26 protein-coding genes are annotated in these 26,284 nt (G+C 32.0%); 18 read left to right on the top strand and 8 right to left on the bottom strand.

The genetic code is table 11. The annotated features are described in order from the left end of the window. Positions 1-9: 9 nt before the first annotated feature. The 14 genes from rpsN (at position 10) to rplQ (ending at position 7,227) form a co-directional block, all read left to right on the top strand. Positions 10-315, top strand: coding sequence for a 30S ribosomal protein S14 (gene rpsN, locus JK145_RS00380; RefSeq protein ID WP_220664916.1), 306 nt, complete (start codon positions 10-12; stop codon positions 313-315). 1 nt (position 316) lies between these two features. Then, positions 317-709, top strand: coding sequence for a 30S ribosomal protein S8 (rpsH, locus tag JK145_RS00385; protein ID WP_220664917.1), 393 nt, complete (start codon positions 317-319; stop codon positions 707-709). Positions 710-724: 15 nt separating this feature from the next. Beyond that, complete coding sequence (rplF, locus tag JK145_RS00390) at positions 725-1,258, top strand: 50S ribosomal protein L6 (protein ID WP_220664918.1); 534 nt, start codon at positions 725-727, stop codon at positions 1,256-1,258. A 2-nt stretch (positions 1,259-1,260) separates the two neighbouring features. After that, positions 1,261-1,620: a 50S ribosomal protein L18 gene (rplR, locus tag JK145_RS00395; protein ID WP_220664919.1), complete on the top strand. Its 360-nt coding sequence runs from the start codon at positions 1,261-1,263 to the stop codon at positions 1,618-1,620. A gap of 37 nt (positions 1,621-1,657) precedes the next feature. Next, complete coding sequence (rpsE, locus tag JK145_RS00400) at positions 1,658-2,161, top strand: 30S ribosomal protein S5 (RefSeq protein WP_370627577.1); 504 nt, start codon at positions 1,658-1,660, stop codon at positions 2,159-2,161. After that, positions 2,145-2,354 (top strand): 50S ribosomal protein L30, encoded by a 210-nt coding sequence (gene rpmD, locus JK145_RS00405; protein ID WP_220664921.1) that lies wholly within the window; start codon positions 2,145-2,147, stop codon positions 2,352-2,354. Before rpsE ends, rpmD begins: the two co-directional genes overlap by 17 nt. After that, positions 2,326-2,760, top strand: a complete 435-nt coding sequence (gene rplO, locus JK145_RS00410) for a 50S ribosomal protein L15 (protein WP_220665220.1) — start codon at positions 2,326-2,328, stop codon at positions 2,758-2,760. Before rpmD ends, rplO begins: the two co-directional genes overlap by 29 nt. A 7-nt stretch (positions 2,761-2,767) precedes the next feature. Beyond that, positions 2,768-4,099, top strand: coding sequence for a preprotein translocase subunit SecY (secY, locus tag JK145_RS00415; RefSeq protein WP_220664922.1), 1,332 nt, complete (start codon positions 2,768-2,770; stop codon positions 4,097-4,099). Positions 4,100-4,135: 36 nt separating this feature from the next. Beyond that, the gene (gene rpmJ, locus JK145_RS00420) at positions 4,136-4,252 is read left to right on the top strand and encodes a 50S ribosomal protein L36 (RefSeq protein WP_220664923.1); all 117 of its coding nucleotides are present in this window, start codon (positions 4,136-4,138) and stop codon (positions 4,250-4,252) included. Positions 4,253-4,384: 132 nt separating this feature from the next. Beyond that, the gene (rpsM, locus tag JK145_RS00425) at positions 4,385-4,741 is read left to right on the top strand and encodes a 30S ribosomal protein S13 (protein ID WP_220664924.1); all 357 of its coding nucleotides are present in this window, start codon (positions 4,385-4,387) and stop codon (positions 4,739-4,741) included. A gap of 14 nt (positions 4,742-4,755) precedes the next feature. Further along, positions 4,756-5,151 (top strand): 30S ribosomal protein S11, encoded by a 396-nt coding sequence (gene rpsK, locus JK145_RS00430; protein WP_220664925.1) that lies wholly within the window; start codon positions 4,756-4,758, stop codon positions 5,149-5,151. A gap of 30 nt (positions 5,152-5,181) precedes the next feature. Beyond that, positions 5,182-5,802 (top strand): 30S ribosomal protein S4, encoded by a 621-nt coding sequence (rpsD, locus tag JK145_RS00435; protein WP_220664926.1) that lies wholly within the window; start codon positions 5,182-5,184, stop codon positions 5,800-5,802. A gap of 22 nt (positions 5,803-5,824) precedes the next feature. Next, a complete protein-coding gene (rpoA, locus tag JK145_RS00440) occupies positions 5,825-6,814 on the top strand; it encodes a DNA-directed RNA polymerase subunit alpha (protein ID WP_220665221.1) in 990 nt (329 codons plus the stop codon). 26 nt (positions 6,815-6,840) lie between these two features. Further along, a complete protein-coding gene (gene rplQ / locus JK145_RS00445; protein ID WP_220664927.1) occupies positions 6,841-7,227 on the top strand; it encodes a 50S ribosomal protein L17 in 387 nt (128 codons plus the stop codon). 52 nt (positions 7,228-7,279) lie between these two features. Here rplQ and gltP read toward each other — a convergent pair whose 3' ends face one another. Then, entirely contained in the window at positions 7,280-8,593 is a 1,314-nt protein-coding gene (gene gltP, locus JK145_RS00450) for a glutamate/aspartate:proton symporter GltP (protein ID WP_220664928.1), read from the bottom strand. A 700-nt stretch (positions 8,594-9,293) separates the two neighbouring features. Further along, entirely contained in the window at positions 9,294-9,893 is a 600-nt protein-coding gene (locus tag JK145_RS00455) for a single-stranded DNA-binding protein (protein ID WP_370627579.1), read from the bottom strand. 173 nt (positions 9,894-10,066) lie between these two features. On the opposite strand from JK145_RS00455, the gene uvrA reads away from it, so the two are divergent. Beyond that, the gene (gene uvrA / locus JK145_RS00460) at positions 10,067-12,901 is read left to right on the top strand and encodes an excinuclease ABC subunit UvrA (protein ID WP_220664930.1); all 2,835 of its coding nucleotides are present in this window, start codon (positions 10,067-10,069) and stop codon (positions 12,899-12,901) included. 150 nt (positions 12,902-13,051) lie between these two features. Here uvrA and dnaB read toward each other — a convergent pair whose 3' ends face one another. Beyond that, on the bottom strand, positions 13,052-14,449 hold the full coding sequence (dnaB, locus tag JK145_RS00465) for a replicative DNA helicase (RefSeq protein ID WP_220664931.1): 1,398 nt from the start codon (positions 14,447-14,449) through the stop codon (positions 13,052-13,054). A gap of 658 nt (positions 14,450-15,107) precedes the next feature. Here dnaB and tusA point away from each other — a divergent pair. After that, entirely contained in the window at positions 15,108-15,383 is a 276-nt protein-coding gene (gene tusA, locus JK145_RS00470; RefSeq protein ID WP_370627580.1) for a sulfurtransferase TusA, read from the top strand. Positions 15,384-15,740: 357 nt separating this feature from the next. Here tusA and rsmD read toward each other — a convergent pair whose 3' ends face one another. Beyond that, positions 15,741-16,307: a 16S rRNA (guanine(966)-N(2))-methyltransferase RsmD gene (rsmD, locus tag JK145_RS00475; protein ID WP_220664932.1), complete on the bottom strand. Its 567-nt coding sequence runs from the start codon at positions 16,305-16,307 to the stop codon at positions 15,741-15,743. A gap of 750 nt (positions 16,308-17,057) precedes the next feature. On the opposite strand from rsmD, the gene rpoH reads away from it, so the two are divergent. Further along, entirely contained in the window at positions 17,058-17,915 is an 858-nt protein-coding gene (gene rpoH, locus JK145_RS00480; protein WP_220664933.1) for an RNA polymerase sigma factor RpoH, read from the top strand. 343 nt (positions 17,916-18,258) lie between these two features. Here rpoH and lptG read toward each other — a convergent pair whose 3' ends face one another. Further along, a complete protein-coding gene (gene lptG, locus JK145_RS00485) occupies positions 18,259-19,329 on the bottom strand; it encodes an LPS export ABC transporter permease LptG (protein ID WP_220664934.1) in 1,071 nt (356 codons plus the stop codon). Positions 19,330-19,333: 4 nt separating this feature from the next. Continuing rightward, positions 19,334-20,434 carry an LPS export ABC transporter permease LptF gene (lptF, locus tag JK145_RS00490; RefSeq protein WP_220664935.1) on the bottom strand — a complete coding sequence of 367 codons (1,101 nt, stop codon included), beginning with the start codon at positions 20,432-20,434 and terminating at the stop codon, positions 19,334-19,336. 818 nt (positions 20,435-21,252) lie between these two features. Between lptF and JK145_RS00495 the strand changes: the two genes are divergently transcribed. Further along, positions 21,253-24,123, top strand: a complete 2,871-nt coding sequence (locus JK145_RS00495) for a valine--tRNA ligase (RefSeq protein WP_220664936.1) — start codon at positions 21,253-21,255, stop codon at positions 24,121-24,123. A gap of 50 nt (positions 24,124-24,173) precedes the next feature. Here JK145_RS00495 and trpS read toward each other — a convergent pair whose 3' ends face one another. Together trpS and rpe are read right to left on the bottom strand one after the other, a co-directional pair. Then, on the bottom strand, positions 24,174-25,184 hold the full coding sequence (gene trpS, locus JK145_RS00500) for a tryptophan--tRNA ligase (protein WP_220664937.1): 1,011 nt from the start codon (positions 25,182-25,184) through the stop codon (positions 24,174-24,176). A 163-nt stretch (positions 25,185-25,347) separates the two neighbouring features. Continuing rightward, on the bottom strand, positions 25,348-26,025 hold the full coding sequence (gene rpe, locus JK145_RS00505; RefSeq protein WP_220664938.1) for a ribulose-phosphate 3-epimerase: 678 nt from the start codon (positions 26,023-26,025) through the stop codon (positions 25,348-25,350). Positions 26,026-26,284: the final 259 nt, after the last annotated feature.

A 26,284-nucleotide genomic window follows, 5' to 3' on the forward strand; every position in this document is an offset into this window, starting at 1 on the left:
AGGTTTCTAATGTCTAAAGAATCTATAAAAGCTCGTGAAATGAAACGAGCAAAACTAATTAAGAAGTTTTTTACTAAGCGAATTCAACTAAAATCTGTCATTTCTGATTTAAACGCTCCTAATGAAGAGCGTTGGAACGCAATATTAAAACTTCAAACTTTCCCTCGTGATTCTAGCCCTTCCAGAAAAAGAAATCGTTGTCGACAAACTGGTCGACCTCATGCCTTTTTAAGAAAATTTGGGTTAAGTCGTGCCAAGCTTCGCGAGGCAGCAATGCGTGGAGAGATTCCTGGTTTAAGGAAGGCTAGCTGGTAAAATGAGCATGCAAGATCCGATCGCTGATATGTTAACTCGTATTCGTAATGGTCAGTTAGCAAATAAAAAAATTGTGCTTGTCCCGTCATCTAAAATGAAAGAAGCAATTGCAAGTTTGCTAAAAGTCGAGGGTTTTATTGAAGATTTTAGAATTGCAAAAAGTAATAAACCTATATTAGAATTGAAATTGAAATATTATCAAGATAAACCTGTAATAGAAGTTATAAGACGTATAAGCAGACCTGGATTACGAATTTATAAAAAGAAAAATGTCTTACCAAGGGTTAGAGCAGGAATGGGAATTGCAATAATTTCCACTTCAAGAGGGATAGTTACCGATCGAGTCGCCCGTCTATCTGGTCTTGGCGGTGAAGTTATTTGTTATATAGCTTGATTAAAGAGGAGAAAGATGTCTCGTTTTGCTAAGACCCCTATAATTATTCCTATTGGTGTACATGTGAGGCTTGATAAGCAAGTAATACTAATTGATGGAAAAAATGGAAAATTAACTCGTACCATTCATAAGTCTATTATGGTTCAGTATTCTGGCAGAAAAATATTTTTTACTCCAAGAATTGATTGTGCAAAAAATTGGGCACTTGCTGGTACGGAACGTGCACTAATTCATAGCATGTTAATTGGTGTAACAGAAGGATTTACTAAAAAACTACAGTTAGTTGGTATAGGTTATCGTGTCTCTGTAAAAGACGACATAGTTACTTTAACATTAGGTTTTTTTCATTCTATCAACTATCGATTACCTGATGGTATTATTATAGAATGTCCAAGTCAAACCGAAATTATATTAAAAAGTGCTGATAAGCAGATTGTTAGTCAGGTCGCAGCAAATTTGCGTTCATTTCGTTGCCCTGAGCCTTACAAAGGGAAAGGAATTCGTTATTCAGATGAAATTGTACGTATTAAGGAATCGAAGAAGAAATAAAAATGATAACAATAAGAAAAGCAGCTCGCCTTCGTCGAGCTATTCATACAAGATATAGGCTTCAAAAGTTGCATGCTATCCGTTTAGTGGTGCATCGCACTAATTGCCACACTTATGCTCAAATTATTGCATCAGACAATGCTGATGTTTTAGTATCCGCTTCTACAGTTGAAAAAATTATAAGGAAAAAATTAAACAGCACTAGCAATAAAGAAGCTGCTGCTACAATAGGTAAAATCGTTGCAGAACGGGCACTAAAAAAAGGAATTAAGAAAGTGTCCTTTGATCGTTCTGGTTTCCAATATCATGGAAGAATAAGAATGTTAGCAGATGCTGCACGAAAGGCCGGTCTTCAGTTTTAAAGTAGAGATTTAAAAAATGTTTCAAACTGAAAAACATATGAGTGATTTACAAGAAAAACTAATCGCAGTAAACCGTGTGTCTAAAACTGTAAAGGGAGGACGAGTTTTTAGCTTTACTGCCCTTACAGTAGTCGGCAATGGATTTGGTCGTGTTGGTTTTGGCTATGGAAAAGCAAGGGAGGTTCCAGCAGCAATCCAAAAAGCAATGGAAAAAGCTCGAAGAAATTTGATTAATATTGCACTAAATAATGGTACCCTACAGCATTCAATCAATGGTATACATACTAGGTCTCTTGTATTTATGAAGCCAGCTTCTGAAGGGACGGGTATTATTGCAGGCGGTGCTATGAGAGCGGTGTTAGAAGTTGCAGGAATTTATAATGTGCTTGCAAAAACTTATGGTTCTACCAATCCAATTAACGTAGTTCGTGCAACTATCAATGCTCTTAAAAATATGAAATCTCCTGAAATGGTTGCTGCTAAGCGTGGAAAGTCTGTTGAAGAAATATTAGGAAGTGCTCTTCATGGCAAAAATACTTAAAATTACTCAAATTCGAAGTTCCATTGGTCGTCGACCAAAACATAAAGCAACTTTAATTGGACTAGGTTTGCGACGAATTGGTCATGTTGTGGAGCTTCAAGATACACCAGCTATACGAGGAATGGCTCGTTTAATTTCTTATATGGTTAAGCTTGAGGAATATGATACGTCTAAACGCTTTGTGTCCTACTAAAGGTTCTAAAAAACTTCCTAAGCGAGTCGGTCGTGGAATAGGTTCTGGTTTAGGGAAGAGTAGCGGTCGTGGCCATAAAGGTCAAAAATCTCGTTCTGGAGGAGGTATACGTCCAGGATTCGAAGGCGGGCAAACTCCTTTATATCGTCGACTCCCAAAATTTGGCTTTATATCACGTAAGTCTATGATTACAGAGAAAATACGTCTATCTGATTTAGCTTCTTTAAAAAGCAGTATCATAGATTTGAAAACGTTAAAAGCTGCAAAAATTATTAATGTTCGTACTAAGTTTGTAAAAATTTTCCTTTCAGGAAAAATTAAACAAGCGATTGTTATTCGCGGATTGCGTGTTAGTAAAGGAGCTCATTCTGCAATTAAAGCAGTTGGTGGGAAAATTGAGGAATAAGCGAAAAGTGGCTAAACGATCAAAATTTAATTTTCAAAGTGCACAAAGTGGCTTTAGCGAGCTAAAACGTAGGTTGTTATTTGTTATCGGAGCTCTTATTATCTTTCGAATCGGTTCTTTTATTCCTATTCCTGGAATTGACGCAGCCGTTCTTACGAAGCTACTTGAACAAAGATGGGGAACTATTATTGAAATGTTCAATATGTTTTCTGGCGGAGCCCTGAATCGTGCCTCCATCTTTGCACTAGGAGTGATGCCATATATTTCGGCATCAATTATTATTCAATTATTGACTGTAGTTCATCCTACTTTGGCAGAAATAAAAAAAGAGGGCGAATCTGGAAGAAAAAAAATTAACCAATATACTCGCTACGGAACATTGATGTTGGCAATATTACAAGCTATTGGTATTGCAACTAGTCTTCCAAATATGTTGGGAGTAAGAAGCCTGGTTAGTAATCCCGGTTTTGTTTTTTATTGTATCGCAGTTATAAGCCTCGTCTGCGGAACCATTTTTTTAATGTGGTTAGGAGAACAAATCACTGAACGAGGTATTGGTAATGGCGTTTCTATTATTATTTTTTCTGGAATTGTCGCAGGCTTACCACCTGCTGTTGGTTCCACTATTGAACAGGCCCGACAAGGAAATATAAATTTTTTTGAATTGCTTTTAATAGGAATATTTATATTTTTAGTAACATTTTTTGTAGTATTCATTGAACGTGGACATAGACGTATTCTAGTCAACCATGCTAGACGACAGCAAGGGCGTTACATTTATGCAACTCAAAGCACACACTTGCCATTAAAAGTTAATATGGCAGGTGTGATCCCAGCAATATTTGGTTCTAGTATTATTTTATTTCCTGCTACAGTTCTATCTTGGTTTGGAAATAGTACAAGTTGGAGCTTCTTAACTAGAGCTGCATTTTATTTACAACCAGGTCAATTGCTTTATGTATTATTGTATGCATGTGCAATTATTTTTTTCTGTTTTTTTTATACAGCGTTGGTTTTTAACCCTAGAGAAACGGCAGATAATTTAAAAAAATCTGGCGCATTTATCCCAGGCATTCGCCCTGGCGAGCAGACGGCAAAGTTTATTAATAAAATCATGACCCGCCTTACACTGGTCGGTGCTATATATATAACTTTTATCTGTTTAATTCCAGAATTCATGCAAGGCATTATGAAAGTTCCCTTCTATTTTGGCGGAACATCTCTATTAATTGTCGTTGTAGTTATTATGGATTTTATGGCTCAAATTCAGACCTTTATGATGTCGAATCAGTATGAATCTGTTTTAAAAAAAGCAAATTTGAAAATTTATAATCGTTAATTTAATTGAGTAATAAATCTTGGAGGCTAAAATTAAATGAAAGTCCGTACTTCCGTTAAGAAGTTATGTCGTAATTGTAAAATTGTCAAACGAAATCGAATTATTCGAGTAATCTGTACCGCAGAATTAAAACATAAACAACGCCAAGGCTGATTCTTGCTTTTAATAAAGAAACTAATTAACAAAAAATTTTAGCTGTTTTTTTAGTGCATCCTCTTAAAATCTTTTGATTCTTTTTCGTTTTTTCCGTCGGCATTCATTTAGAATATAGAGTAGAGGTATACAATGGCTCGTATTGCTGGTATTAACGTTCCGGATAATAAACATGTTTTGATTGCTTTAACATCAATTTACGGAATTGGAAAAGCTCGTTCGAAATACATTTGTACAACTTCAGATATTAACGAACATATTAAGATCAGTAAACTGTCCGAAGAACAGATTGATACTATACGTGCAGCAGTTTCCAAATTTGTTGTAGAAGGTGATCTTCGTCGTGAGGTAACTTTAAATATTAAACGTTTAATTGATCTTGGAACCTATCGTGGTTTGCGTCATCGCCGTAATCTTCCAGTTCGTGGTCAACGTACTAAGACTAATGCTCGTACACGTAAAGGTCCTCGAAAATTAATCAAAAAATAAATTTAGGATAAAAAATGGTTAAATTTACCACCACACTTCGAACAAGAAAACGAATTAAAAAGTCTATTCCAGATGGTGTAGCTCATATCCATGCATCCTTTAATAATACAATTGTTACGATCGCTGATCGTCAGGGTAACGTATTAGGATGGGCGACTTCTGGAGGTTCTGGTTTTCGCGGATCACGCAAATCTACACCTTTTGCTGCACAAGTTGCAGCAGAACATTGTGTTAAAGTTGCAAAAGAATATGGAATTAAAAATTTAGAAGTAATAATTAAAGGACCCGGACCTGGTCGCGAATCTACTATTCGTGCTTTAAATACAGCTGGTTTCCGTATCACAAATATTACTGATGTTACTCCTATTCCTCATAATGGATGTCGACCTCCTAAAAAAAGACGAGTATAGTATCAATTTTAAAAATTGAATGGAGAAAAAATGGCAAAATACTTAGGACCTAAACTAAAATTGAGTCGACGAGAAGGAACAGATCTTTTTCTAAAATCTGGTATTCGAACGATTGATTCTAAATGTAAAATAGAAAAACTTCCAGGTCAACATAATTCTAGAAAATCGCGTCTTTCTGATTACGGTATTCAATTACGTGAAAAACAAAAAGTTCGACGTATTTATGGCATTTTTGAACGTCAATTTACTAACTACTACAAAAAAGCAGCACGTTTAAAAGGAAACACAGGAGAAAATTTATTGCAATTATTAGAACGTCGCTTAGATAATGTTGTTTACCGAATGGGATTTGGAGCCACGCGTACTGAATCACGTCAATTGGTTAGTCATAAAGCAATCATGGTAAATAGCAAAATTATTAATGTTGCATCTTATCAAGTTAATTCAAATGATATTATTAGCGTTTGCGAAAAAGCTAAACGTCAACACCGTATTCATGCTTCATTAGAATTGGCTGAACAACGTAGCAAACAAATTTGGATTGAAGTCAATATTTCTAAAATGGAAGGAGTATTTAAACATATTCCAGAACGAACTGCCATTTCTGCAGATATTGACGAACATTTAATTGTCGAACTTTATTCCAAATAGGAATTTAATGGAAAAAGATAATATGCAAGATTCTGCCATAGAATTTTTAAAACCGCGCTTGGTGGATATTGAACAAATAAGCCTAACACATGCCAAAGTTACCCTCGAGCCGCTAGAACGCGGATTTGGTCATACTTTAGGTAATGCCTTGCGCCGTATCTTACTTTCATCAATTTCAGGTTGCGCTGTAACAGAAGTTGAGATTGATGGTGTATTACATGAATATAGTAGTAAAAAAGGTGTACAAGAAGATATTTTGGAAATCTTACTCAACTTAAAAGAACTGGCGGTAAAAATTCAAGGTAAAGACGATGCCATTTTGGTTTTGAACAAGTCTGGAATTGGTCCTGTAACTGCATCTGATATAACCCATGATGGAAATGTTGAAATTATAAAATCAGATCACATATTATGCCACCTAACTGACGAAAGTGCATCTATTTCGATGCGTATTAAGGTACAAAGAGGTCGCGGTTATGTTCCAGCTTCAGCCAGAATTTATGCAGGAGATAATGAACGCCCAATAGGACGTTTACTAGTTGATGCATGTTATAGTCCGGTAGAACGAATTGTTTATAATGTGGTGGCAGCACGTGTCGAACAAAGAACAGATTTAGACAAACTGATTATCGAAATAGAAACTAACGGAACAATTGATCCAGAAGAGGCGATTCGCCGTGCTGCTACGATTTTGGTGGAACAGTTAGAAGCTTTTGTTGACTTGCGGGATGTAAGTCAACCAGAAATAAAAGAAAACAAACCAGAATTCAATCCAATTCTATTACGTCCTGTCGATGATTTAGAATTGACTGTACGTTCTGCTAACTGTCTTAAGACAGAATCTATTCATTATATAGGTGACTTAGTTCAACGTACTGAAGTTGAATTACTAAAAACTCCTAATCTCGGCAAAAAATCTCTTACAGAAATTAAGGATGTATTAGCTTCTCGTGGACTATTTTTAGGGATGCATCTGGAAAATTGGCCACCTTCTATTACTACTGATGAATAATTTAGCTTATAAATTATGGAGTTTGCATGCGTCACCAAAAGAGCAGTCGTCAATTAAGTCGAAACAGTAGTCACCGTCGCGCCATGTTTCGTAACATGACAAATTCTTTGATTCAATACGAATTTATTAAAACAACTTTATCAAAAGCAAAAGAACTACGTCGTTTTGTTGAACCATTGATTACTCTTTCCAAAGAAAATAGTATTGCGAATCGTCGTTTAGTTTTTTCCAAAACTCGTCATAATGAAGTTACAAAAAAACTATTTAACGAATTAGCTTCACGTTTTTCAACGCGTTCTGGTGGGTACACTCGAATTTTAAAATGTGGTTTTCGTAAGGGAGACGGTGCACCAATGGCGTATATCAAATTTATCGATCATAAAACGATATCAAAAAGTTCAACCGACGCGTAAACTTAATTCTCTAACAATTAGAGAATAACGTAGAATAATTATCTAAATTTTATCATCCCGAATTTCTAGGAGATTCCAGATTCTTTTTTTCGTATTTCAATGCTTGCGAATTATCATACAAATTTTCCCATTTAGAAATTACTAATACTGCTAATGCGTTACCAATTACATTTAGTGCAGTTCTTGCCATGTCTAAAAAACGATCAATGCCAGCAATAAAAGCTAATCCTTCTATAGGGATATTTATACTTCCTAATGTTGCTAGTAATACTATAAAAGAAACCCCTTGTGCGCCAGCAATTCCCTTAGAGGTAATCATTAATGTCAATACTAGCATTATCTCCTGATATAGAGATAATTCAATTCCGTATAATTGAGCAACAAAAATAGCAACAATGCTTTGATATAACGTTGAGCCATCTAAATTAAATGAGTATCCGGTGGAAATAACAAAGCTAGTAATTGATGCCGGTGCACCATAGAGTTCCATTTTTTTAATAATATGTGGCAATACACTTTCTGAACTAGCAGTAGAAAAAGCCAAAATTAATTCTTTTTTTAAAAAACAAATTAGTTTCCAAATTCGCAATTGAAAAAGTCTGGCTACAGTTCCTAATATTACTAAAGCAAAAAAGACAATAGCGCCATATACTAATAATACTAACTTAGCTAATGGAAAAATTGAAGAAAAACCAAAAGTTGCTATAGTAACAGAAATTAATGCAAATACTCCTACTGGAGCACAACGCATTACTATTTGTGTTACTTTAAACATTGTTTCTCCTGTTGCATTAAATATATTAATTAATGGCGCACGAATCCTTTCTGGTAATGAAGATAAACCAAAGCCAAACATTACAGTGAAAAAAACGATAGACATTATTTCTCCATTTGCCATTGAGGCAAAAATATTTATCGGAATAATTGATAAAATTATCTTCAGTACGTCTTGCCCATCTAGTCGTATCGATTCGAAAGTAATTTGCTTATGTTTTGAAGCATCACCCAATGATGACAAAACTGACATATCAATTCCTTTTCCTGGATGAAAAGTATTAGCAAAAATTATTCCAAGAATAATTGCTATGGTTGTAATTATTTCAAAATATAGAATAGTTTTAAATCCAATACTACCGAGCTTATCGGTATCTCCAATTTTGGCGATGCCGACAACTAGTGTTGTTATTACAATAGGAACTACAACCATTTTAATCATGCGAATAAAGATATCTCCGGCCGGAGAAAGCACACTTGCTAGTATCCAATCACGTAGCTCTCCCTGATTATGTAACGATAATCCGAAAAGAATTCCGAGAATTAAGGCAATAAAAATTTGCCAGACAAGTGTTATTTTTAACTTTTTCATAAGGAATAATTATTTTCTATAGTTATTTTTGTCTGAAAGAACGTTTTTCTTTTCTATTATTAATAGACTTTACGTGTATAAAATTTCTGTTATTTTTTCTAGCTTGTAGTCGTAAATCAAAAAGTTTAGGAAAAATAAAAAATTATGCAAATGAGAAATCAAAGCAAAAGCTTTAGCATAATACTTTATTTTAAATGATGATTGATTCAAGGAAGATTTTTCAACAATCTTCTAATGCTTAACGAGTATAGACAAATAAATATCCATTTTAAAAAAATCCAATTTCGGAGACAGTAAAAACTAGAATATATAATTAAAATATAAGAGAAAAGAATTGTTATATTATTTTATTAGTCAAATTTCGGGCGAAGAACAGGATCCAAAAAAGATCGTTCAAAGAATTTAAAATTATATAAATGAAAGCTATGTAGATATTTCTTTGTTCTATTCTTTTTTCAGAGTGGTTTAACGTTTTTGGTGTATATCTTTATTCATGAAATGAACAAGTAGTTCATATTTCTTATTGCTTAGCTCTTATATTTAGGGCATATGCTTCTAAAAAGAAATTATAACAAAGCAACTTCAACGAAATATTCAGAATTTAATAAATGTTAATTGTTTTAAACAAATAAATAAATTAAAAAATAGAAAGTTTGTTTTTTTTCTTTGAAACTCTAAAAAATTCTTTATAAGAATCCATTTAAAATGGAATATCGTCATCAAAATCTATTGGAGACTCATCGCCAATCATTGAAGTGTTTTTCTTGATACCATCACGCATCACTATGCTATCATTATTAGAAATTTTAAATCTTGATTGATCATTTTCCTTAGACGACTGAGCAGCTTTTTGAATCCACTCTTTTTGTTTTCCGAGTTCACTTGCTAAATTGTTTTGACGATTACCAAGCATTTGCATAGTTCCGCCCGTATTGACTATTACTTCAGTAATGTAGCGCTCTAATCCGTTTTGATCCTTCCATTTACGAGTTTGTAATGATCCTTCGATATATATTTGAGATCCTTTATGAAGATATTCTTTCGCTACTTCAGCTAATTTACCAAAAATTACTACACGATGCCATTCTGTTTTTTCCTTAGTTTCACCAGTTTGCTTATCTCGCCAACTTTCTGAGGTAGCAACGCTAATGTTGGCTACTGCATTACCGTTGGGTATATGACGAACTTCTGGGTCTCGACCTAAATTCCCAACTAAAATTACCTTATTAATACCTCTACTGGTCATGAAGAATCTCCTGTAAAAAGGTTTAACTTTTATTTCTTTCCCTAAGAATATCATTAACGATACATAAATAATATAGCAATCATGTTTCTTAATTTCTAAAATTGTAGGCTTAAAAAAAGAAGAGTTAAGTTTCTATACCTTGTCTAAAAGCACACTGAATATTTACTCAGATCTTTTTGTGATATTATACAACGATTTTAGTTACTTTAAAGACGCGATAAAGTTAGATGTATGAAATTAAAATTCATGGTGCCAATGCCCATAATCTTAAAAACATTAGTTTGACATTACCTCATAACAAATTAATAGTAATAACTGGATTATCTGGTTCTGGAAAATCATCACTAGCGTTCGACATAATTTATGCTGAAGGTCAGTATCGCTATACTAAAGTACTTCCTATTTATATTAGACGATTTCTACCATCAATAAAAAAACCAAACGTAGATCGTATTGAAGGGTTATCACCTACAATTACAGTTGCAAGAAAGAGTATGTTTTCCAACTCTCGTTCAACGGTAGGAACTGTAACTGAAATTTACGATTACCTTCGGCTTCTTTTCGCTCGTATTGGTGAGCCTTATTGTCCTAATCACAATATACCATTAGCAGTATTGTCTATTAGACAAATGGTAGATAATGTTTTGTTAAAACAAGAAGGTAAAAGGCTTATGTTGTTGGCTCCAATCCTTATAAATGGACAACAAGAAGAATACAAAAAAAAATTAAAAGACCTAATAAAAGAAGGATATATTCGAATACGCATCAATGGAAAAATTTTTAATTTATTAAAATTATCTACACTTGATACAACACAAGAGAAACTTAAAATTGAAGTAGTGATAGATCGTTTTAAAGTATGCAAAAATCTTTCACAACGCTTAATAGAGTCCTTTGAGACAGCTCTCATTCTTTCAAAAGGCAAAGTAATATTAGTAGATATGGAAGATCAAGAAAAAGAAACATTGTTTTCTAATAATTTTTCTTGTTCTATTTGCGGATATAGCGCTAATAAATTAGTTCCTCGCTTTTTTTCTTTCAATAATCCATATGGCGCCTGTCCAGATTGTAAAGGAACTGGTTTTCTGAATTATTTAGATCCAGAAAAAATTTTTCGGAATAAAAATATCTCTCTTGCTAAAGGCGCTATTCATGGATGGAATCAGAACAACTCTGATCATTTTCAAATATTATGTTCGTTAGCTGAACATTATAAATTTGACATTGAAGAACCATTTTGTAAACTTGATTACAAAATACAACAAAAAATTTTATTTGGATCGAAAGAAAATATTAAGATTAAATATATTAACAATGGTACGGTCTCAGAACAATATCTTCCATTTGAGGGAATTGTATCAAACATAGAACGACGTTATAACAACGCTGAGCCTGCTATTCGTAAACGTTTTGCCAAGTATATTAACAGTCGTTTTTGTATCAATTGTGGCGGAACTCGCCTTCGTCAAGAAGCTAGAAAGGTTTTTCTAGAACATATTTCTCTGCCAGAGATTTCTGAAATGCAAGTCAGTTACGCGCTTTCTTTTTTCGAAAATATAAAAATAAGTAAGCAACGCGCAAAGATTGCGGGAGAAGTTTTAAATGAAATTTGCAAACGACTTAAGTTTCTTGTTGATATTGGATTAGATTATCTTTCTTTATCTTGCCCAGTGGGAACCTTATCGACAGGTGAAGTCCAACGAATACATTTAGTGAACCAAATGAATACTGAATTAATTGGAGTAGTTTTTGTATTTGATGAACCAACTATTGGCTTGCATCAACGCGATAATATCCAATTATTACAAATGTTAATGAATCTGCGAAATGCAGGCAATACAGTTATCGTAATAGAAAATGACAAGAGCATAATACAAATTGCTGATCATATTGTTGATATGGGCCCTGGCGCTGGTTGTAATGGCGGAAGAATAGTAGCTAAAGGCACAATAGAAGAAATTATGGCAAATCCTACATCAATTACAGGACAGTTTCTTAGCAAGAAAGAAGATATAGTCATCCCAAAAAAGCGTGTTGTAGCAGATACTTCCCGTATGTTAAAACTAATCGGTGCACATGGAAATAATCTAAAAAACGTAACATTATCTTTACCAGTCGGACTAATTACTTGCATTACTGGCGTTTCTGGATCAGGTAAATCTACACTAATTAGTAATACTTTATATCCAGCTGTTCAAAGTCAATTTAATAAAAATATCACCTTTAGCAAAGCAAAACCATATCACCATATTCAGGGTCTAGAATATTTTGATAAAATTATAAAGGTTGATCAAAATCCAATTGATCGCATATCATGCTCCTCTAATACCGCAACATTTACTGGTATTTTTACACTAATACGTACATTGTTTGCTTCCGTTCCAGAATCTCGAGCTAGAGGGTATACAACTAGTCGATTTAGCTTTAATACACAAGGCGGACGTTGCGAAACATGTCAAGGACATGGAATTATCAAGACTGAAATGTACTTTTTATCGGATACTTATGTCCGGTGTGATCAATGTAATGGCCAACGTTATAATCGTGAAACTTTAGAAATTAAATATAAAAAGAAAAGTATTTATCAGATATTAGAAATGAGTCTTGAAGAAGCATACGAGTTTTTCAGCGCTATTCCAATTTTGGCAAATAAAATTCGAATGTTAATAGACATAGGTTTATCATATATCTGCTTAGGTAATCCGATTACAATATTATCAAAAGGCGAAGCACAACGAATTAAACTAGCACAAGAACTATCTAAAAACAGAATAGGAAGAACACTATACATACTCGATGAACCAACAATAGGTTTACACTGTTTTGATATCCGTAAATTATTAACTATACTTTATAAATTACGAAATCAAGGTAATACAATTGTTATTATTGAACATAACTTAGATATCATTAAAACTGCAGACTGGATTGTCGATCTTGGTCCAGAAGGGGGAATCAGTGGAGGTCAGATTATAGTTTCCGGGACGCCAGAAGTAGTAGCGGATTGCAAAATTTCTTATACCGGACAACTTTTGAAGCCAATCCTAAAATGTAAAACCTAAAAAACATTCGGATTTTAAAATTAAAAAGGTATTTTTATTTTTTTGATTGCTTTATTTAGAGTGGATTTAACGTCAGAATTAATTTTAATACAGTTTTTTTAATTTTTAATAATGTTAAATAGAACATCTATCTTCTAGGATAGAGTCACATTAAAAATAACATGGATCAGCATAATTTTCAAATCGAGACCATTTTCCATTGAAAGTTAATCGTACAGTCCCAATTGGTCCATTACGTTGTTTGCCAAGAATAATTTCAGCAATACCCTTCATCTCACTATTTTCATTATAAACCTCATCACGATAAATAAACATAATTAGATCAGCATCCTGTTCAATGGATCCAGATTCACGCAAGTCAGAATTGACAGGACGCTTGTCAGCACGTTGCTCTAAACCACGATTAAGTTGTGAGAGAGCTATAATTGGAACTTGCAGCTCTTTTGCTAATGCTTTCAAAGATCGAGAAATTTCGCCAATTTCTAGTGTTCGATTGTTAGATAAAGATGGGACTCGCATTAATTGTAAATAGTCGATCATAATAAGGCTTAAGCCGTTATGTTCTCGAAATATTCTACGTGCACGCGAACGTACTTCTGTCGGAGTTAAACCAGACGAATCATCAATGTATATATTACGTTTCTTTAAAAGAATTCCCATAGCACTAGATATTTTTCCCCAATCTTCATCGTTTAGTTGTCCAGTGCGGATCTTAATTTGATCAACACGCGATATTGATGAAAGTATACGAATTATGATTTGTTCACTTGGCATTTCTAAACTAAAAATTAGCACTGGATTATTTTCTGTCATAGAAACATTTTCGCACAAGTTCATAGCAAAAGTAGTTTTTCCCATGGATGGACGAGCAGCTATAACAATTAAGTCTGATCTTTGTAAACCGGAAGTTTTTTTATCTAAATCTAAATAGCCGCTAGAGATACCAATTATTCCACTGTGTGGTTTCTGATATAATTTTTCAATACGAAAAATTGCATCTTCAAGAATTAAATCAATGCTTTTTGGACCTTCGTTTTTATTAATCCTATCCTCTGCTATCTGAAATACTTTTGATTCTGCTAAATCTAATAACTCTTCACTGCTGCGTCCTTGAGGGTAATATCCAGCATCTGCTATTTCATGAGCAGCTTTTATCATTTCTCTTAAAATAGCTCGTTCACGTACAATATCGGCATAAGCAGAAATGTTAGCAGCGCTTGGAGTGTTTTTTGATAATTCTGCTAAATAGGCAAAACCACCAACCGTATCTAATTCTCCTTTTTGATCCAATGATTCTGAAAGAGTAATTAAGTCAATTGGTTTATTTAATTCTAATAAAAGTCGCATTTCGTCAAAGATGAGTCGATGAGGGCGGCTAAAAAAATCATTGCTCGTGACTTGCCCAATAACGGTATCCCATCTTTCGTTATCTAACATGAGACCACCCAAAAGGGACTGTTCTGCTTCCAGAGAGTAGGGTGGAGTTTTTATATCTTCAATTCTATGCTCTTGAATAAAACTGGATCTACTAAATCTTTTTTCTGACATAAATACTCTTCTCACTGTAACAGTGTTTAAATATTGAATTGCTTCTTCTATATAAGAATTGTTTAAATTTACTTTTTAAATTTAAATGATTCTCCAACTTTTTTAAAATTATTAAATATTATTTTTAATTCTATACATCAATAGTTAGATATCGCAATCGGTATTATTTAATAATAAATCCATATTTTTATCTAAAAAATTAATAGTACTGAAATGTTTTTTTAGATTATGAAGTAATTTAATAAAATAACGATAACTTCAAATTAAAAACATTAATTACATCAGTCATATTATACTTTTAAAAAATTGAGAAATAAAATTTTCATTAAAAATTGATTATAATTTAGGATAGAAATGATTTCCATTAAGATAGATTCTTTATAAAAGAGAACTTTCATAAGAAAAAGAAATAATTTCAATACTAGTAAAATAAAAAAATGCAGTAGTTTTTCTCTCAAAAAAGAGATTTTTTCTATAATTCATTAATTAATTTGATTGCTTTTTTTGAAGTAAAAGATTTTAACATGCCATCATATTTGATAATCATTTATATTTTCTGCATATTCAAGAGAGGTAATAACTTAAAACCAAGCCTTTTGCATAAAAGTTGCATAACTCATGACAAATATTTATCATAATTAAATTAATTAAATTGTTAATGAAAAAACTTATTTGTATGTCAGAAAATTTTTTCCTCGATTCAGATCAAAGTCTAGATGTACGTGGTTTGCGTTGTCCTGAACCGATTATGTTAATACGTAAAACTACACGCAATATGTTCCAAGGTGGAACATTATTGATTATTTCTGACGATCCGGCTACTGTTCGAGATATTCCACTTTTTTGTCGATTTATGGAGCATACTTTATTAGCAAAAATAACAAATAAATTGCCATATCAATATTTCCTTCGTGTACAAGGAAGAATGAAATAGCCATGAATAATGAAACAGAAAAGTTTATTTCAAAAATAATGATTTTAAACGAAAATATTATTTCGTTCAGAAAACCCCTCGAACAAAATCCGATTTAATTATTTGAAATTGAATTGTATTAATTTTAAAAATTAACTAAGTGATCTTATTTCCGCTAGCGGTAAGTACACATTATACTATCATAGTCATTAATAATAGTTGATAATGGAAAGATACAGCGGAGTTCAATGATGAATCGTTTTAGTAATTCACTTAGTTTAATTTATTTCTATTTATAGAATAAAGAATTTTAATAAACCTATTAGTAATTTTAATTACGTTTATAGATCTTTGTTAAAGTTCGATCCAAAGAACACTTTATGGAGAAAAGTAAAGTCGATAAGAAACCTGAGAAGTGTTCTTCTCCCGATGCTTTTTCCAGTGAGAAGGAACTATTTTATTGGCTTCTTGGTTCGTCGCTTCGGTTTCAATATAAATCCATGCGTTCCGCTTTAGTCGCTGATATTGATTTAGAGCATTTATTGTAACAGTTATTAATTCATTATGATAAAATGGAGGATCAATAAAAACAATATTAAAAGAACTTCCATTCCTCGCAAGCCAATGCAAGCTATTAGTAGTGATGATTTTTGCTTTTTTTGTTTGCAATTTTGATGCGCTTTGAATCAATTGCTTACTGGCTAGACGGTTTATTTCTAATAGGGTAACGTTACTAACACCACGAGATAGTGCTTCAAAACCTAACGCACCAGTCCCAGCGAAACAATCTAAACATTGAGCTTCTTTAATAACTGGTTGTAACCAATTAAATAATGTTTCTCGCATGCGACTAGAAGTCGGACGCAAACCAGGATTCTTTAATACAACAAGTTTACGGCCTCTCCATTTTCCACCAATAATGCGAATGTAATTAGGATAATTCATTTCTTATTATGCTATAAGCATATAAAAAGTATCATCAGATAAATAAATTAAAATAAATAACTAATTGTATCATTGAGTAATATATAGTGAATTCTTTATCAAAAAAAAAGATCCTATTAAAGATAGGCGAATATTTATACGTTTATAAAAACTACACCTATAATTATCAAGCAATTAATGGATTTAAATTTCTATTAAGAGAATTTTTCATTGGAATAGACAAAAAGCCAAAAAGCAATAGTTATTAAGCTGTAAAATTCTTATGGTATAAGAAAATTATTTAAAACAATATAATTTTCTTATAAAAGACATGAAATATGAAAACAAATAAGCGCTCCTTTCTAATTAAGATTTTAAATAGATTAATGCAATCTCTAATATTCATTTTCAATTGGAATAAACCTGATAATAGATTTTAGGTTCGTATTTTTTGATCTAAGGAAGGTAGAAATAAAAAATTATTTTTTTGTTAAAAATATCTCTTAGTATATTACTTTTAATTCTAAAAAATAGAACAACCATATTTATTCATCCTTTTAATAAACAAAAAGACTATTTAGAAAATAAAGTCAATATATTTATCTTTCTAATTGAAAAACATGAACTACATTTTTATTAAAATGGTACAGAAAACAACAGCAGATCTTTTTATAGATCTGAAAAACTTTATTTTAGTTAATTTTTGCTTTCTGCTTGATAAGACATTACCCATAATTTTTATAAAAATTCTCATCTTAAAAAGAGGCTATAATGATCGAAGAAATACAAGGATTGGCTTATTCTCCACAGGGGAGTTTAAAGGCTTATGTTAGATCTGCTCATGCTTATCCAATGCTTACTGCAGAAGAAGAGCGTAACCTGACTGAACAGTTATACTATCACGGGGATTTAGAGGCAGCTAAAAGATTGATTTTATCTCATCTTCGTTTTGTTATACATATTGCTCGTAACTATTCCGGCTACGGATTATCACAGGCTGACTTAATTCAAGAGGGTAGTATTGGATTAATGAAAGCTGTTCGGCGTTTTAATCCAAAGGTAGGTGTAAGGCTAGTATCATTTGCAGTGCATTGGATAAAAGCGGAAATACATGAATACGTATTGCGTAACTGGCGCATCGTAAAAGTGGCTACTACTAAAGCACAGCGTAAGCTCTTCTTTAATCTAAGAAAAACTAAGCAACGTCTTGGATGGTTTGATCAGAATGAAGTAGAAATAGTAGCTAAGGAACTCGGGGTAACAAGTAAAGATGTTCGTGAAATGGAGTTTCGTATGGCTGCACAAGATATGACGTTTGATCCAATACCAGAAGATAGCTCTCGCGATGGATATTCAATTTTACCGACAATTTATTTACAAGATAAGTCATCTGATTTTGCTGATAATTTTGAAGAAGATAATTGGGATAACCATGCTACTGAAAAATTGAGCAAAGCGCTTCGAAATCTCGATGAGCGTAGTCGAAACATTATTTGCGCGCGCTGGTTGGATGTTGAGAATAAAAGCACTCTCCAAGAGTTAGCTAATAGATATGGGGTTTCTGCAGAGCGCGTGAGACAGTTAGAAAAGAACGCTATGAAGAAAATGCGCCTAGCGATCGAGACCTAATTAATTTTTTATGACTGAAAACGTATCTAGATTCTGTACAATGAAACGTTTTATATGGGCACTTTTTAATCAAGATATATAAGTTTTTAGTTTCAAACTCTTTTTATAAAAAAATCTCTTCAAACTGCTGCCATATCATCTTTCAATAAGAAATTTTCTTTGTAATGGAAAAAACAATCCGTATCAATTTAAATTAAACGATTACTACTTTTTTAATGTCATTATACATAAAAAAGCGTATTTATAATTTCTTATTTAAAACTAGAATAAATATCGATGTTTAATACCAAAAATCATATGAAAAACAGATAAATTTCAGTAAAACAAAAACTATAAATATTCTTTAATGTCGTAGCAACAGTACACCAATACTAATTGTAATAAATATTGCACTAGGAAACAAAACCCCTAGTATGGGAGGGATGTTATATATCAGACTGAGCGTTCTAAGTATTTGTTCCGTTATAAAAAATAAAAATCCAAGACTTATTCCTGTAATAATACGTGTTCCCATAGAAACATTATGTAGTGGACCCAAAATAAACGATATTGCTACAAAAATCATTACAGCTACCGAGAGCGGAGAAAAAATTTTAGCCCAGACATAAATTAGATATCGATTAGATTTCTGCTTGTTTTGATCAAGATAATTAACATAGTTGTACAGTTCGGAAACGGACATTGATTCCGGTTTTGTTAGAATAATTTCTAATTTTTCTGGTGTAATATCAGTCTTCCACTCATCATTTTCAGTGTTTTGACTAGAAATTTTTTTATCGTCAATTAATGTTGATTTACTTACTTGTGATAATCTCCAAATATTATTGCTAAATGTAGCTGTTTCTGCATAAAGAAACGATTTTAATCTTTTTTTCATTAAATGATAAATATTGATACCAACTAACTTATTACTACCTATAATGCTTTTAATAAAAATAAAATCATCACCATCTTTAATCCAAAGATCATTATAGGCGGAAAGAGTAGAGTCATTATAAATCATATTTGTACGATAATTATGAGCCATTTTTTCACTAACCGGAGAAATCCACTCGCTGATAATTACCGTTAAAAGAATTAGCGGAAAAGTAGTCTTCATTACTGAACCAGTAATTCGAATGAGACTAATTCCAGCTGCTTGTATTACCACCAATTCATTGTTTGTTATTAACGATCCTAATCCTAATAAGGTTCCAAGCAGGATAGATTCAGGCAAGAACACTTCAATATCTTTTGGAACACTAAATAATGTAAATAACCCTGCACAAAAAGTAGAATAATTGCCTTGACCTACTTTTCTTAATTGCTCAACAAATTTAATGATACTAGACAGCGATATAAGAACAAATAGGCTCATTATTACTGTATTTAGTAAAGTTTTACCAATATAGCGATCTAATATGCTAAGAAACATTAAATTATTTCCTTATGCGAAAGTGATTACAAATCCTTTTTACAAAAAACGAATTATCTAGTAAATTCAAAAATAATGCCAAAAACAAATATGCTATATTTGTAATCCACGACCAAAGTTTAGGATCAAGCTTTCCCATAATGCTATTAGCACGCAACGATGTTTGCAAAAGAAAGAAAAATAAGTATAAAAGCATTGCAAAAAATAGGCTAAAAAATTGTTTTCGGCGCGAATTTACCATCGAAAATGGAATTGCAATTATTGCCATGATAGGTATTGAAACTATTAGTGTAAATCTCCAATGCAATTCTGCGCGTTTTTTAGATTCTTTAGAATTCCATAACTGTAATAAAGTTAATTGGTTAATATTTTGTTTAAAAAGCAAAGTTTTTTTTTGTTGATGAATAACAATTTTAGTTTGATCAAAGTCAGTAATGCGAAAAATAAGAAATGGGTTTTTTTTTTCATAAAAAGTGCCTTGTTTTAGAACAAAAACTTGTGATCCATCTGATCTATAATTTAGATATCCGTGATCGGCTATTACTATAAAAGGATATGTATCTTCTATTTTTCTAAGTTGTGCCAGAAATATATGATTAAAATTATTATTTGTGATTTGTTCAATAAACAGAACAGAATTTCCGTTCTGCATTGATTTAAATCGGCCTTCCATTATTGCTGATACACCAATATCAGCCTTTGATTCTGACATAACTATATCTTGATATTGACACGACCAAGGAGAGATCCACATTACGTTGATTCCTTCCAAGACTATTGTGATTAAACTAAGTAGGAGTGCTGAACGTAGCAGTTCAATTTTACTAAAACCGCAAGCATACATAGCGATAATTTCATTTTTGGCATACATATAACTTAACGTTATTAAAAGACTTAGGAAAAGGCTCAATGGAAAAATAAGTTGCGCCATCTCAGGCATACCTAAAATGAGCAAAGGAACAATCAGATTCTTTGATACAATACCATCAGCTGTTGCATCAAGTACCCTAACCAATTTTTGACAAAAGAAAATAAAAAATAAAATAAATAAGATAGTAACCTGGTTTTTGAGCGTTTCATAAATAAGATATCTAATAATAATCACAACTATTCGTCTATAAGGCCTTTTTAATAGAGAAAAAGCAGTAGTACCATCTTATTTTATTATAAGCTAAAAAAACTTTTTCGTTTAAAAAATAAATGACAAATATCTTTTTAAAGGCTTTTATTACTTAATTTAGTAAAACTAGAAGCAATCATTTAATTATTGAAGAGATAGATAGGAGATTTTTGATTTACTAAAATATATTTATGCAAGACGTGGATATTTTATTATTTACATGAATGTATACTAATATTTCCATGCACAGATCACCATAATTAAGACCGAAACATTAATTATTTCAAATTGACATACCAGACTATTAAAATTTTTTATAAAAAAGCAGAGAATCATTATAGTTATGATGATTCATATGGAACTTTAGTTTAAAGAACAAGAGTAAAAAAATTTAGAGATTTTCTTTTTTTTTTGAAACTTTTAAAAAATTTTCTCTAAAATAGAGAAAATAAATATATCATTATTACAATTATCTTCTAAGAAGAAGGAAATAGAATCTGTTCTTTATTAGAATTGCTTATTTACAATAAATAAATTTTCTATTTAGTTGTAGAAGCAACTTAATTAAGTTAAGTAGTTACTCTTTGATGCTGATATTTTAGATATTCTCTTCATTAAAGAGATTTAAGTTCTAATTCAAACAGAGTGCAAATCTAATTTTTTAATCATTCTTACTTTTTTAAATAAAATTTACTAGAAATAATGTCATTACGGATTGTAACATAATGTGCATAAATACTCAGATAAGTTTCATTTCATGACAACGCTTACACAAACTAGGATAATTAGGCAGATTAATAATAATGGATAAAACATATCATCCAAGAGATATTGAGCAATCACTTTACAACGATTGGGAACAAAAAGGATATTTTAAACCTAATAACAATACCCAACAAAATAGCTATTGCATTATGATGCCTCCGCCTAACGTAACTGGAAATTTACATATGGGTCACGCTCTCCAGCATTCTATTATGGACGTCTTGATTCGTTATCAGCGCATGCAAGGAAAAAATACTCTCTGGCAAGTAGGTACAGATCATGCAGGCATTGCAACACAAGTAATAGTGGAAAAAAAGATCGCTGCTGAAGAAGGAAAAACCCGTCACGACTATTGTCGTGACGGGTTTATTGAAAGAGTTTGGCAATGGAAATTTCAGTCTAGTAAAAAAATTTACTATCAAATGCGTCGTTTGGGTAATTCTGTAGATTGGGAAAGAGAACGATTTACATTAGATGAAGGATTTTCTAATACAGTTAAAGAAGCATTTGTTCGTCTATACCAAGATAATTTAATTTATCGAGGTAAACGCTTAGTAAATTGGGATCCTAAATTAGGTACCGCAATTTCAGATTTAGAAATAGAAAATCGTGAGTCAAAAGGAACTATGTGGTACTTTCGTTATCCACTTTCTGACTCAATAGTTACTCGTGATGGATTACCTTATATTGTGGTTGCTACCACACGGCCAGAAAGTATACTTGGAGATACAGGTATTGCAGTACATCCAAAAGATCAACGTTATCAAAATCTAATAGGTCGATTTGTTTTTTTACCTTTAGTTAACCGTCGTATTCCTATCATTGGAGATCACTCTGTTGATGCAACTAAAGGAAGCGGATGTGTCAAAGTTACGCCAGCACACGATTTTAATGACTACGAAATTGCAAAAAGACATGTCTTGCCAATGATAAATATACTTACTTTTGAAGGTAGAATTCGACAACATGCAGAAATTTTCAATAGTAAAGGTGAAATTAGTAATATTCTCTCAAGAGAAATTCCAGATTTCCTGCAAGGATTAGAGCGTTTCGCCGCACGAGCGAAAATTATTTCTAAAATGAAGAGTCTTGGTTTACTTTCTGATGCTAAAAATCATAATCTTACAATTCCATACAGCGATCGTAGTAATGTAATAATTGAGCCAATGTTAACCGATCAATGGTATGTTCGGACTAAATCATTAGCAAAAGTAGCAATAAAAGCAGTAAAACAAGGAAAGATAAAATTTGTACCGAAGCAATACGAAAACATGTACTTTAGTTGGATGTATAATATTCAGGACTGGTGTATTTCTCGTCAACTTTGGTGGGGACATCGTATACCAGCTTGGTATGATCCTATAGGAAAAATTTATGTTGGTCGTAATGAGATTGAAGTACGTCAAAATTATCAATTGAAAGATGACATAGCCTTACGGCAAGATGAGGATGTTCTAGATACTTGGTTTTCTTCAAGTTTATGGAGTTTTTCTACTCTCGGTTGGCCAAAAGCAACCAATGAACTACGTATTTTCCATCCAACTAATGTATTGGTAAGTGGTTTTGATATTATTTTCTTTTGGATAGCACGCATGATTATGTTAACAATGTATTTCATTAAAGACGAATGCGGTGATCCACAAGTGCCATTTAAAACTGTTTATTTAAGTGGATTAATTCGCGATGAGAAAGGAAAAAAAATGTCTAAATCTAAAGGAAATATTATTGATCCACTAGATATGATTGATGGTATTTCATTAGCTAACTTAGTTAAAAAACGTACTGATAGTATGATACAACCAAAATTAGCAGAAAAAATTCAAAAACAGACTTCAAAACAATTTCCTAATGGAATTAAAGCGTATGGAACTGATGCTTTACGCTTTACGCTTATGGCATTAAATTCTACTGGTCGTGATATCAATTGGGATATGAAACGTTTGCAAGGTTATCGTAATTTTTGTAATAAATTATGGAACGCTAGTCGTTTCATATTAATGAATACTAAAGACCAGGATTGTGGATTTTACGGTGGTGAAAAAAAATTTTCACTAGCAGATCGCTGGATCTTAATTGAATTTAATCAAGTAGTAAAAAAGTTTCGCGAAGCATTAGATAACTTTCGATTTGATATAGCTGCTAATATTTTGTATGAATTTATTTGGAATAGATTTTGTAATTGGTATTTAGAGCTAACTAAATCAGTAATAAGCAATGAAGATAACAACAATAAAGCTGAACTGCGCGGAACACGATATACCATGATTACTCTGTTAGAAAAACTATTGCGTTTGTCACATCCAGTCATTCCCTTTATTACTGAAGAAATTTGGAAGCAAGTTAAAATTATTATTGGAAACAGAGGTGACACTATAATGTTACAACCTTTTCCATTGTATGATAAAACCTTAAAAAAGGATGTAAATGCTTTACTTGATTTAGAATGGATTAAACAAACGGTTTTTGCTGTACGTAGCGTACGTTCTGTTCTTGGTATTGCTCCTAATAAGCCGTTATCAATATTGCTACGTCAAGCATCCAAAGATGTAGTCCGTAGAGTACATGAAAACAAAAGGTTCATTTTAAAATTAGCCAAACTCAATAGTATTTCATTATTATCACCGAATGATAACGAACCAATTTCTTTCATTAAAATTATCGACAACGCTGAACTTCTTGTTCCAACAAAAGACCTAATTTACGAAAAAAAAACCGAACTAAACTGTTTAATTAGAGAAACTGAGCGAATTGATGATAAAATTAATCATATTATTGCTAAACTTAACAATAAAAATTTTATCAATTATGCTCCAGAGCAATTGGTATTAAAAGCTCAAAAAGAACTGATATCTTATAAAAAATCTAAAGAGGTGTTACTTAAACAATGGAAAAATATTACTAATGAATAATATTCGTCTCTGTGAGTAAATGAATTTTTTGAAATTTGTGAATATAAAAGCTATGTTTTAGCGAAAATACCAACAGCTTTATGCACTCTTTCCAGAGTAGAGTTAGATTGAACTTTGGCTTTTTTTGCTCCATCATATAGAATTTGATTTAAATAATCCTCATTCGTACGTAATTTACGATAACGACTCTGTAAAGAAATTAATATTTCTAATACTACATCTGAAACGACAGATTTTAAATGCCTATATGTTTTTCCTACAAAAACTTTTTCTAATTCCTCAACAGAGTCACCAATTAAACCAGAAAGTATTTCCAATAGATTTGAAATACCGGGTTTATTTATTGGATCATAACGTATTACTGATGGCTTATCTGAATCAGTTACTGCTCGCTTAATTTTTTTAATAATAGATTCTGGATCATCTAGTAAAAAAATAACGTTGTTTTTATTACTATCTGATTTTGACATCTTTTTCTCTGTATTTAATAGAGACATAATCTGCGAACCATGTTTAGGAATAAGTGGATAAGGAATAGTAAATATATTTCCGTATAAAGTATTAAATCGTTTAGAAATTTTTTGAATCAGTTCTAAATGTTGTTTTTGATCCCTTCCAACTGGCACTTGATTAGTTTGATAAAGTAAAACATCCGCAGCCATCAGGACTGGATAATCAAACAATCCAACATTTATATCCTTAGCATAACGAATTGACTTATTTTTAAATTGTGTCATTCGATTCAGCTCACCAAAATAAGTATAACAGTTCAACAACCAACCTAACTGGCTATGTTCTGCAACATGAGATTGAACGAAAATTATACTTTTTTCTGGATCAATACCACAAGCTAAAAGCAACGTGAGGACATCTAAAATCGACTTGCGAAGTTTTTGAGGGGGTTGACGAACTGTAACAGCATGTAAGTCAACGATACAATATATGCATTCATAATCATCTTGCATTGCTCTCCATTGTTGTAGAGCGCCTAAATAATTTCCAATTGTTATTAATCCTGATGGTTGTATTCCACTAAAAACAATTAATTTTTTTGTTGTCATAAATTTATTTCAATTTAAATTGAATAAAAAATTAACGAAATAAAAACGACGCATCTTTTTCAGACAAGTTTTTATAAAAAAATTTTTTCATTCAAGATGACCGACGTTTAACGGTCATATAAATTATTTTTCTAACTTAGAATAAAATATATATTTAAGTTTTTTAGTATCTACTCGTCTTTAAAAGAGCTTGGCGCATAGCGCCAATTGCAACACTGTAATCTGGTTGATTGAATATGGCTGAGCCTATAACAAAGACATTAGCTCCTGCTGAAGCGATGTCCCCGATATTACTTACTTTGATACCTCCATCCACCTCAAGCCAAATATCTCTTCCACTCCGATCTATCATTAAACGAGCTTGACGTACTTTTTCTAAAGTAAAAGAAAGAAAAGATTGCCCGCTGAAACCTGGATTAATCGACATCATCAAAACAAGATCAATCTTGCTCAAAACATATTCAAGGCAACTTAAAGAAGTAGCTGGATTAAAGGCTAATCCAGCTTTACAACCGCAATTTCTAATCAACTGCAAGGATCGATCAACATGCTCCGATGCCTCAGGATGAAAAGTAATATAGTTAGCACCAGCAGCAGCAAAATCTGGAATTAAATCATCGACTGGTTTTATCATTAAATGTACGTCAATATTAGAAGTAATTCCATACTTACGTAGTGACTTAAGTACCATGGGACCAACAGTTATATTTGGAACATAGTGGTTATCCATAACATCAAAATGTATTATATCCGCTCCAGCAGCAATCACTTGAGTAATATCTTCACCTAGTCTAGCAAAATCCGCAGAAAGAATAGAGGAAGAAATTAAATAATTTTTCATTTATATGTTTCTCCGTCTCATAATAATCATAATTAGTCAGTCAAGTGATATGTTTTATTATTTTATTAACTTAGGAATTAGTTAATTTTATAGATTAATTATTAAGTTTAATGCATATTTTTTTTACATTTGAACGTAAAGGTGTGTCTATTTTGAAATATGAATTCTTGATTCTTTCATTTAAGAAGCTTTGTTAATTTTTAATAAAAAACAATAATTTCCTTTAGAAAGGAAAGGTGAATCAAATAAAGCACACATG

The organism is Sodalis sp. CWE (genome assembly GCF_019646055.1).
GTDB lineage: Bacteria > Pseudomonadota > Gammaproteobacteria > Enterobacterales > Enterobacteriaceae > CWE.

Excerpts from the sequence above, each read along its gene's own strand:
- JK145_RS00455 (WP_370627579.1), bottom strand. The coding sequence starts at position 9,893 with ATGATATTCTTAGGGAAAGAAATAAAAGTTAAACCTTTTTACAGGAGA.
- rpmD (WP_220664921.1), top strand. The coding sequence starts at position 2,145 with ATGGCAAAAATACTTAAAATTACTCAAATTCGAAGTTCCATTGGTCGT.
- rpsE (WP_370627577.1), top strand. The coding sequence starts at position 1,658 with ATGAGTGATTTACAAGAAAAACTAATCGCAGTAAACCGTGTGTCTAAA.
- rpsM (WP_220664924.1), top strand. The coding sequence starts at position 4,385 with ATGGCTCGTATTGCTGGTATTAACGTTCCGGATAATAAACATGTTTTG.
- rpmJ (WP_220664923.1), top strand. The coding sequence starts at position 4,136 with ATGAAAGTCCGTACTTCCGTTAAGAAGTTATGTCGTAATTGTAAAATT.
- lptG (WP_220664934.1), bottom strand. The coding sequence starts at position 19,329 with ATGTTTCTTAGCATATTAGATCGCTATATTGGTAAAACTTTACTAAAT.
- rplR (WP_220664919.1), top strand. The coding sequence starts at position 1,261 with ATGATAACAATAAGAAAAGCAGCTCGCCTTCGTCGAGCTATTCATACA.
- dnaB (WP_220664931.1), bottom strand. The coding sequence starts at position 14,449 with ATGTCAGAAAAAAGATTTAGTAGATCCAGTTTTATTCAAGAGCATAGA.
- rpoA (WP_220665221.1), top strand. The coding sequence starts at position 5,825 with ATGCAAGATTCTGCCATAGAATTTTTAAAACCGCGCTTGGTGGATATT.
- JK145_RS00495 (WP_220664936.1), top strand. The coding sequence starts at position 21,253 with ATGGATAAAACATATCATCCAAGAGATATTGAGCAATCACTTTACAAC.
- rpsH (WP_220664917.1), top strand. The coding sequence starts at position 317 with ATGAGCATGCAAGATCCGATCGCTGATATGTTAACTCGTATTCGTAAT.
- rpsD (WP_220664926.1), top strand. The coding sequence starts at position 5,182 with ATGGCAAAATACTTAGGACCTAAACTAAAATTGAGTCGACGAGAAGGA.
- uvrA (WP_220664930.1), top strand. The coding sequence starts at position 10,067 with ATGTATGAAATTAAAATTCATGGTGCCAATGCCCATAATCTTAAAAAC.
- rpoH (WP_220664933.1), top strand. The coding sequence starts at position 17,058 with ATGATCGAAGAAATACAAGGATTGGCTTATTCTCCACAGGGGAGTTTA.
- rsmD (WP_220664932.1), bottom strand. The coding sequence starts at position 16,307 with ATGAATTATCCTAATTACATTCGCATTATTGGTGGAAAATGGAGAGGC.
- rpsN (WP_220664916.1), top strand. The coding sequence starts at position 10 with ATGTCTAAAGAATCTATAAAAGCTCGTGAAATGAAACGAGCAAAACTA.
- rplF (WP_220664918.1), top strand. The coding sequence starts at position 725 with ATGTCTCGTTTTGCTAAGACCCCTATAATTATTCCTATTGGTGTACAT.
- trpS (WP_220664937.1), bottom strand. The coding sequence starts at position 25,184 with ATGACAACAAAAAAATTAATTGTTTTTAGTGGAATACAACCATCAGGA.
- rpsK (WP_220664925.1), top strand. The coding sequence starts at position 4,756 with ATGGTTAAATTTACCACCACACTTCGAACAAGAAAACGAATTAAAAAG.
- gltP (WP_220664928.1), bottom strand. The coding sequence starts at position 8,593 with ATGAAAAAGTTAAAAATAACACTTGTCTGGCAAATTTTTATTGCCTTA.
- rpe (WP_220664938.1), bottom strand. The coding sequence starts at position 26,025 with ATGAAAAATTATTTAATTTCTTCCTCTATTCTTTCTGCGGATTTTGCT.
- tusA (WP_370627580.1), top strand. The coding sequence starts at position 15,108 with ATGAAAAAACTTATTTGTATGTCAGAAAATTTTTTCCTCGATTCAGAT.
- rplQ (WP_220664927.1), top strand. The coding sequence starts at position 6,841 with ATGCGTCACCAAAAGAGCAGTCGTCAATTAAGTCGAAACAGTAGTCAC.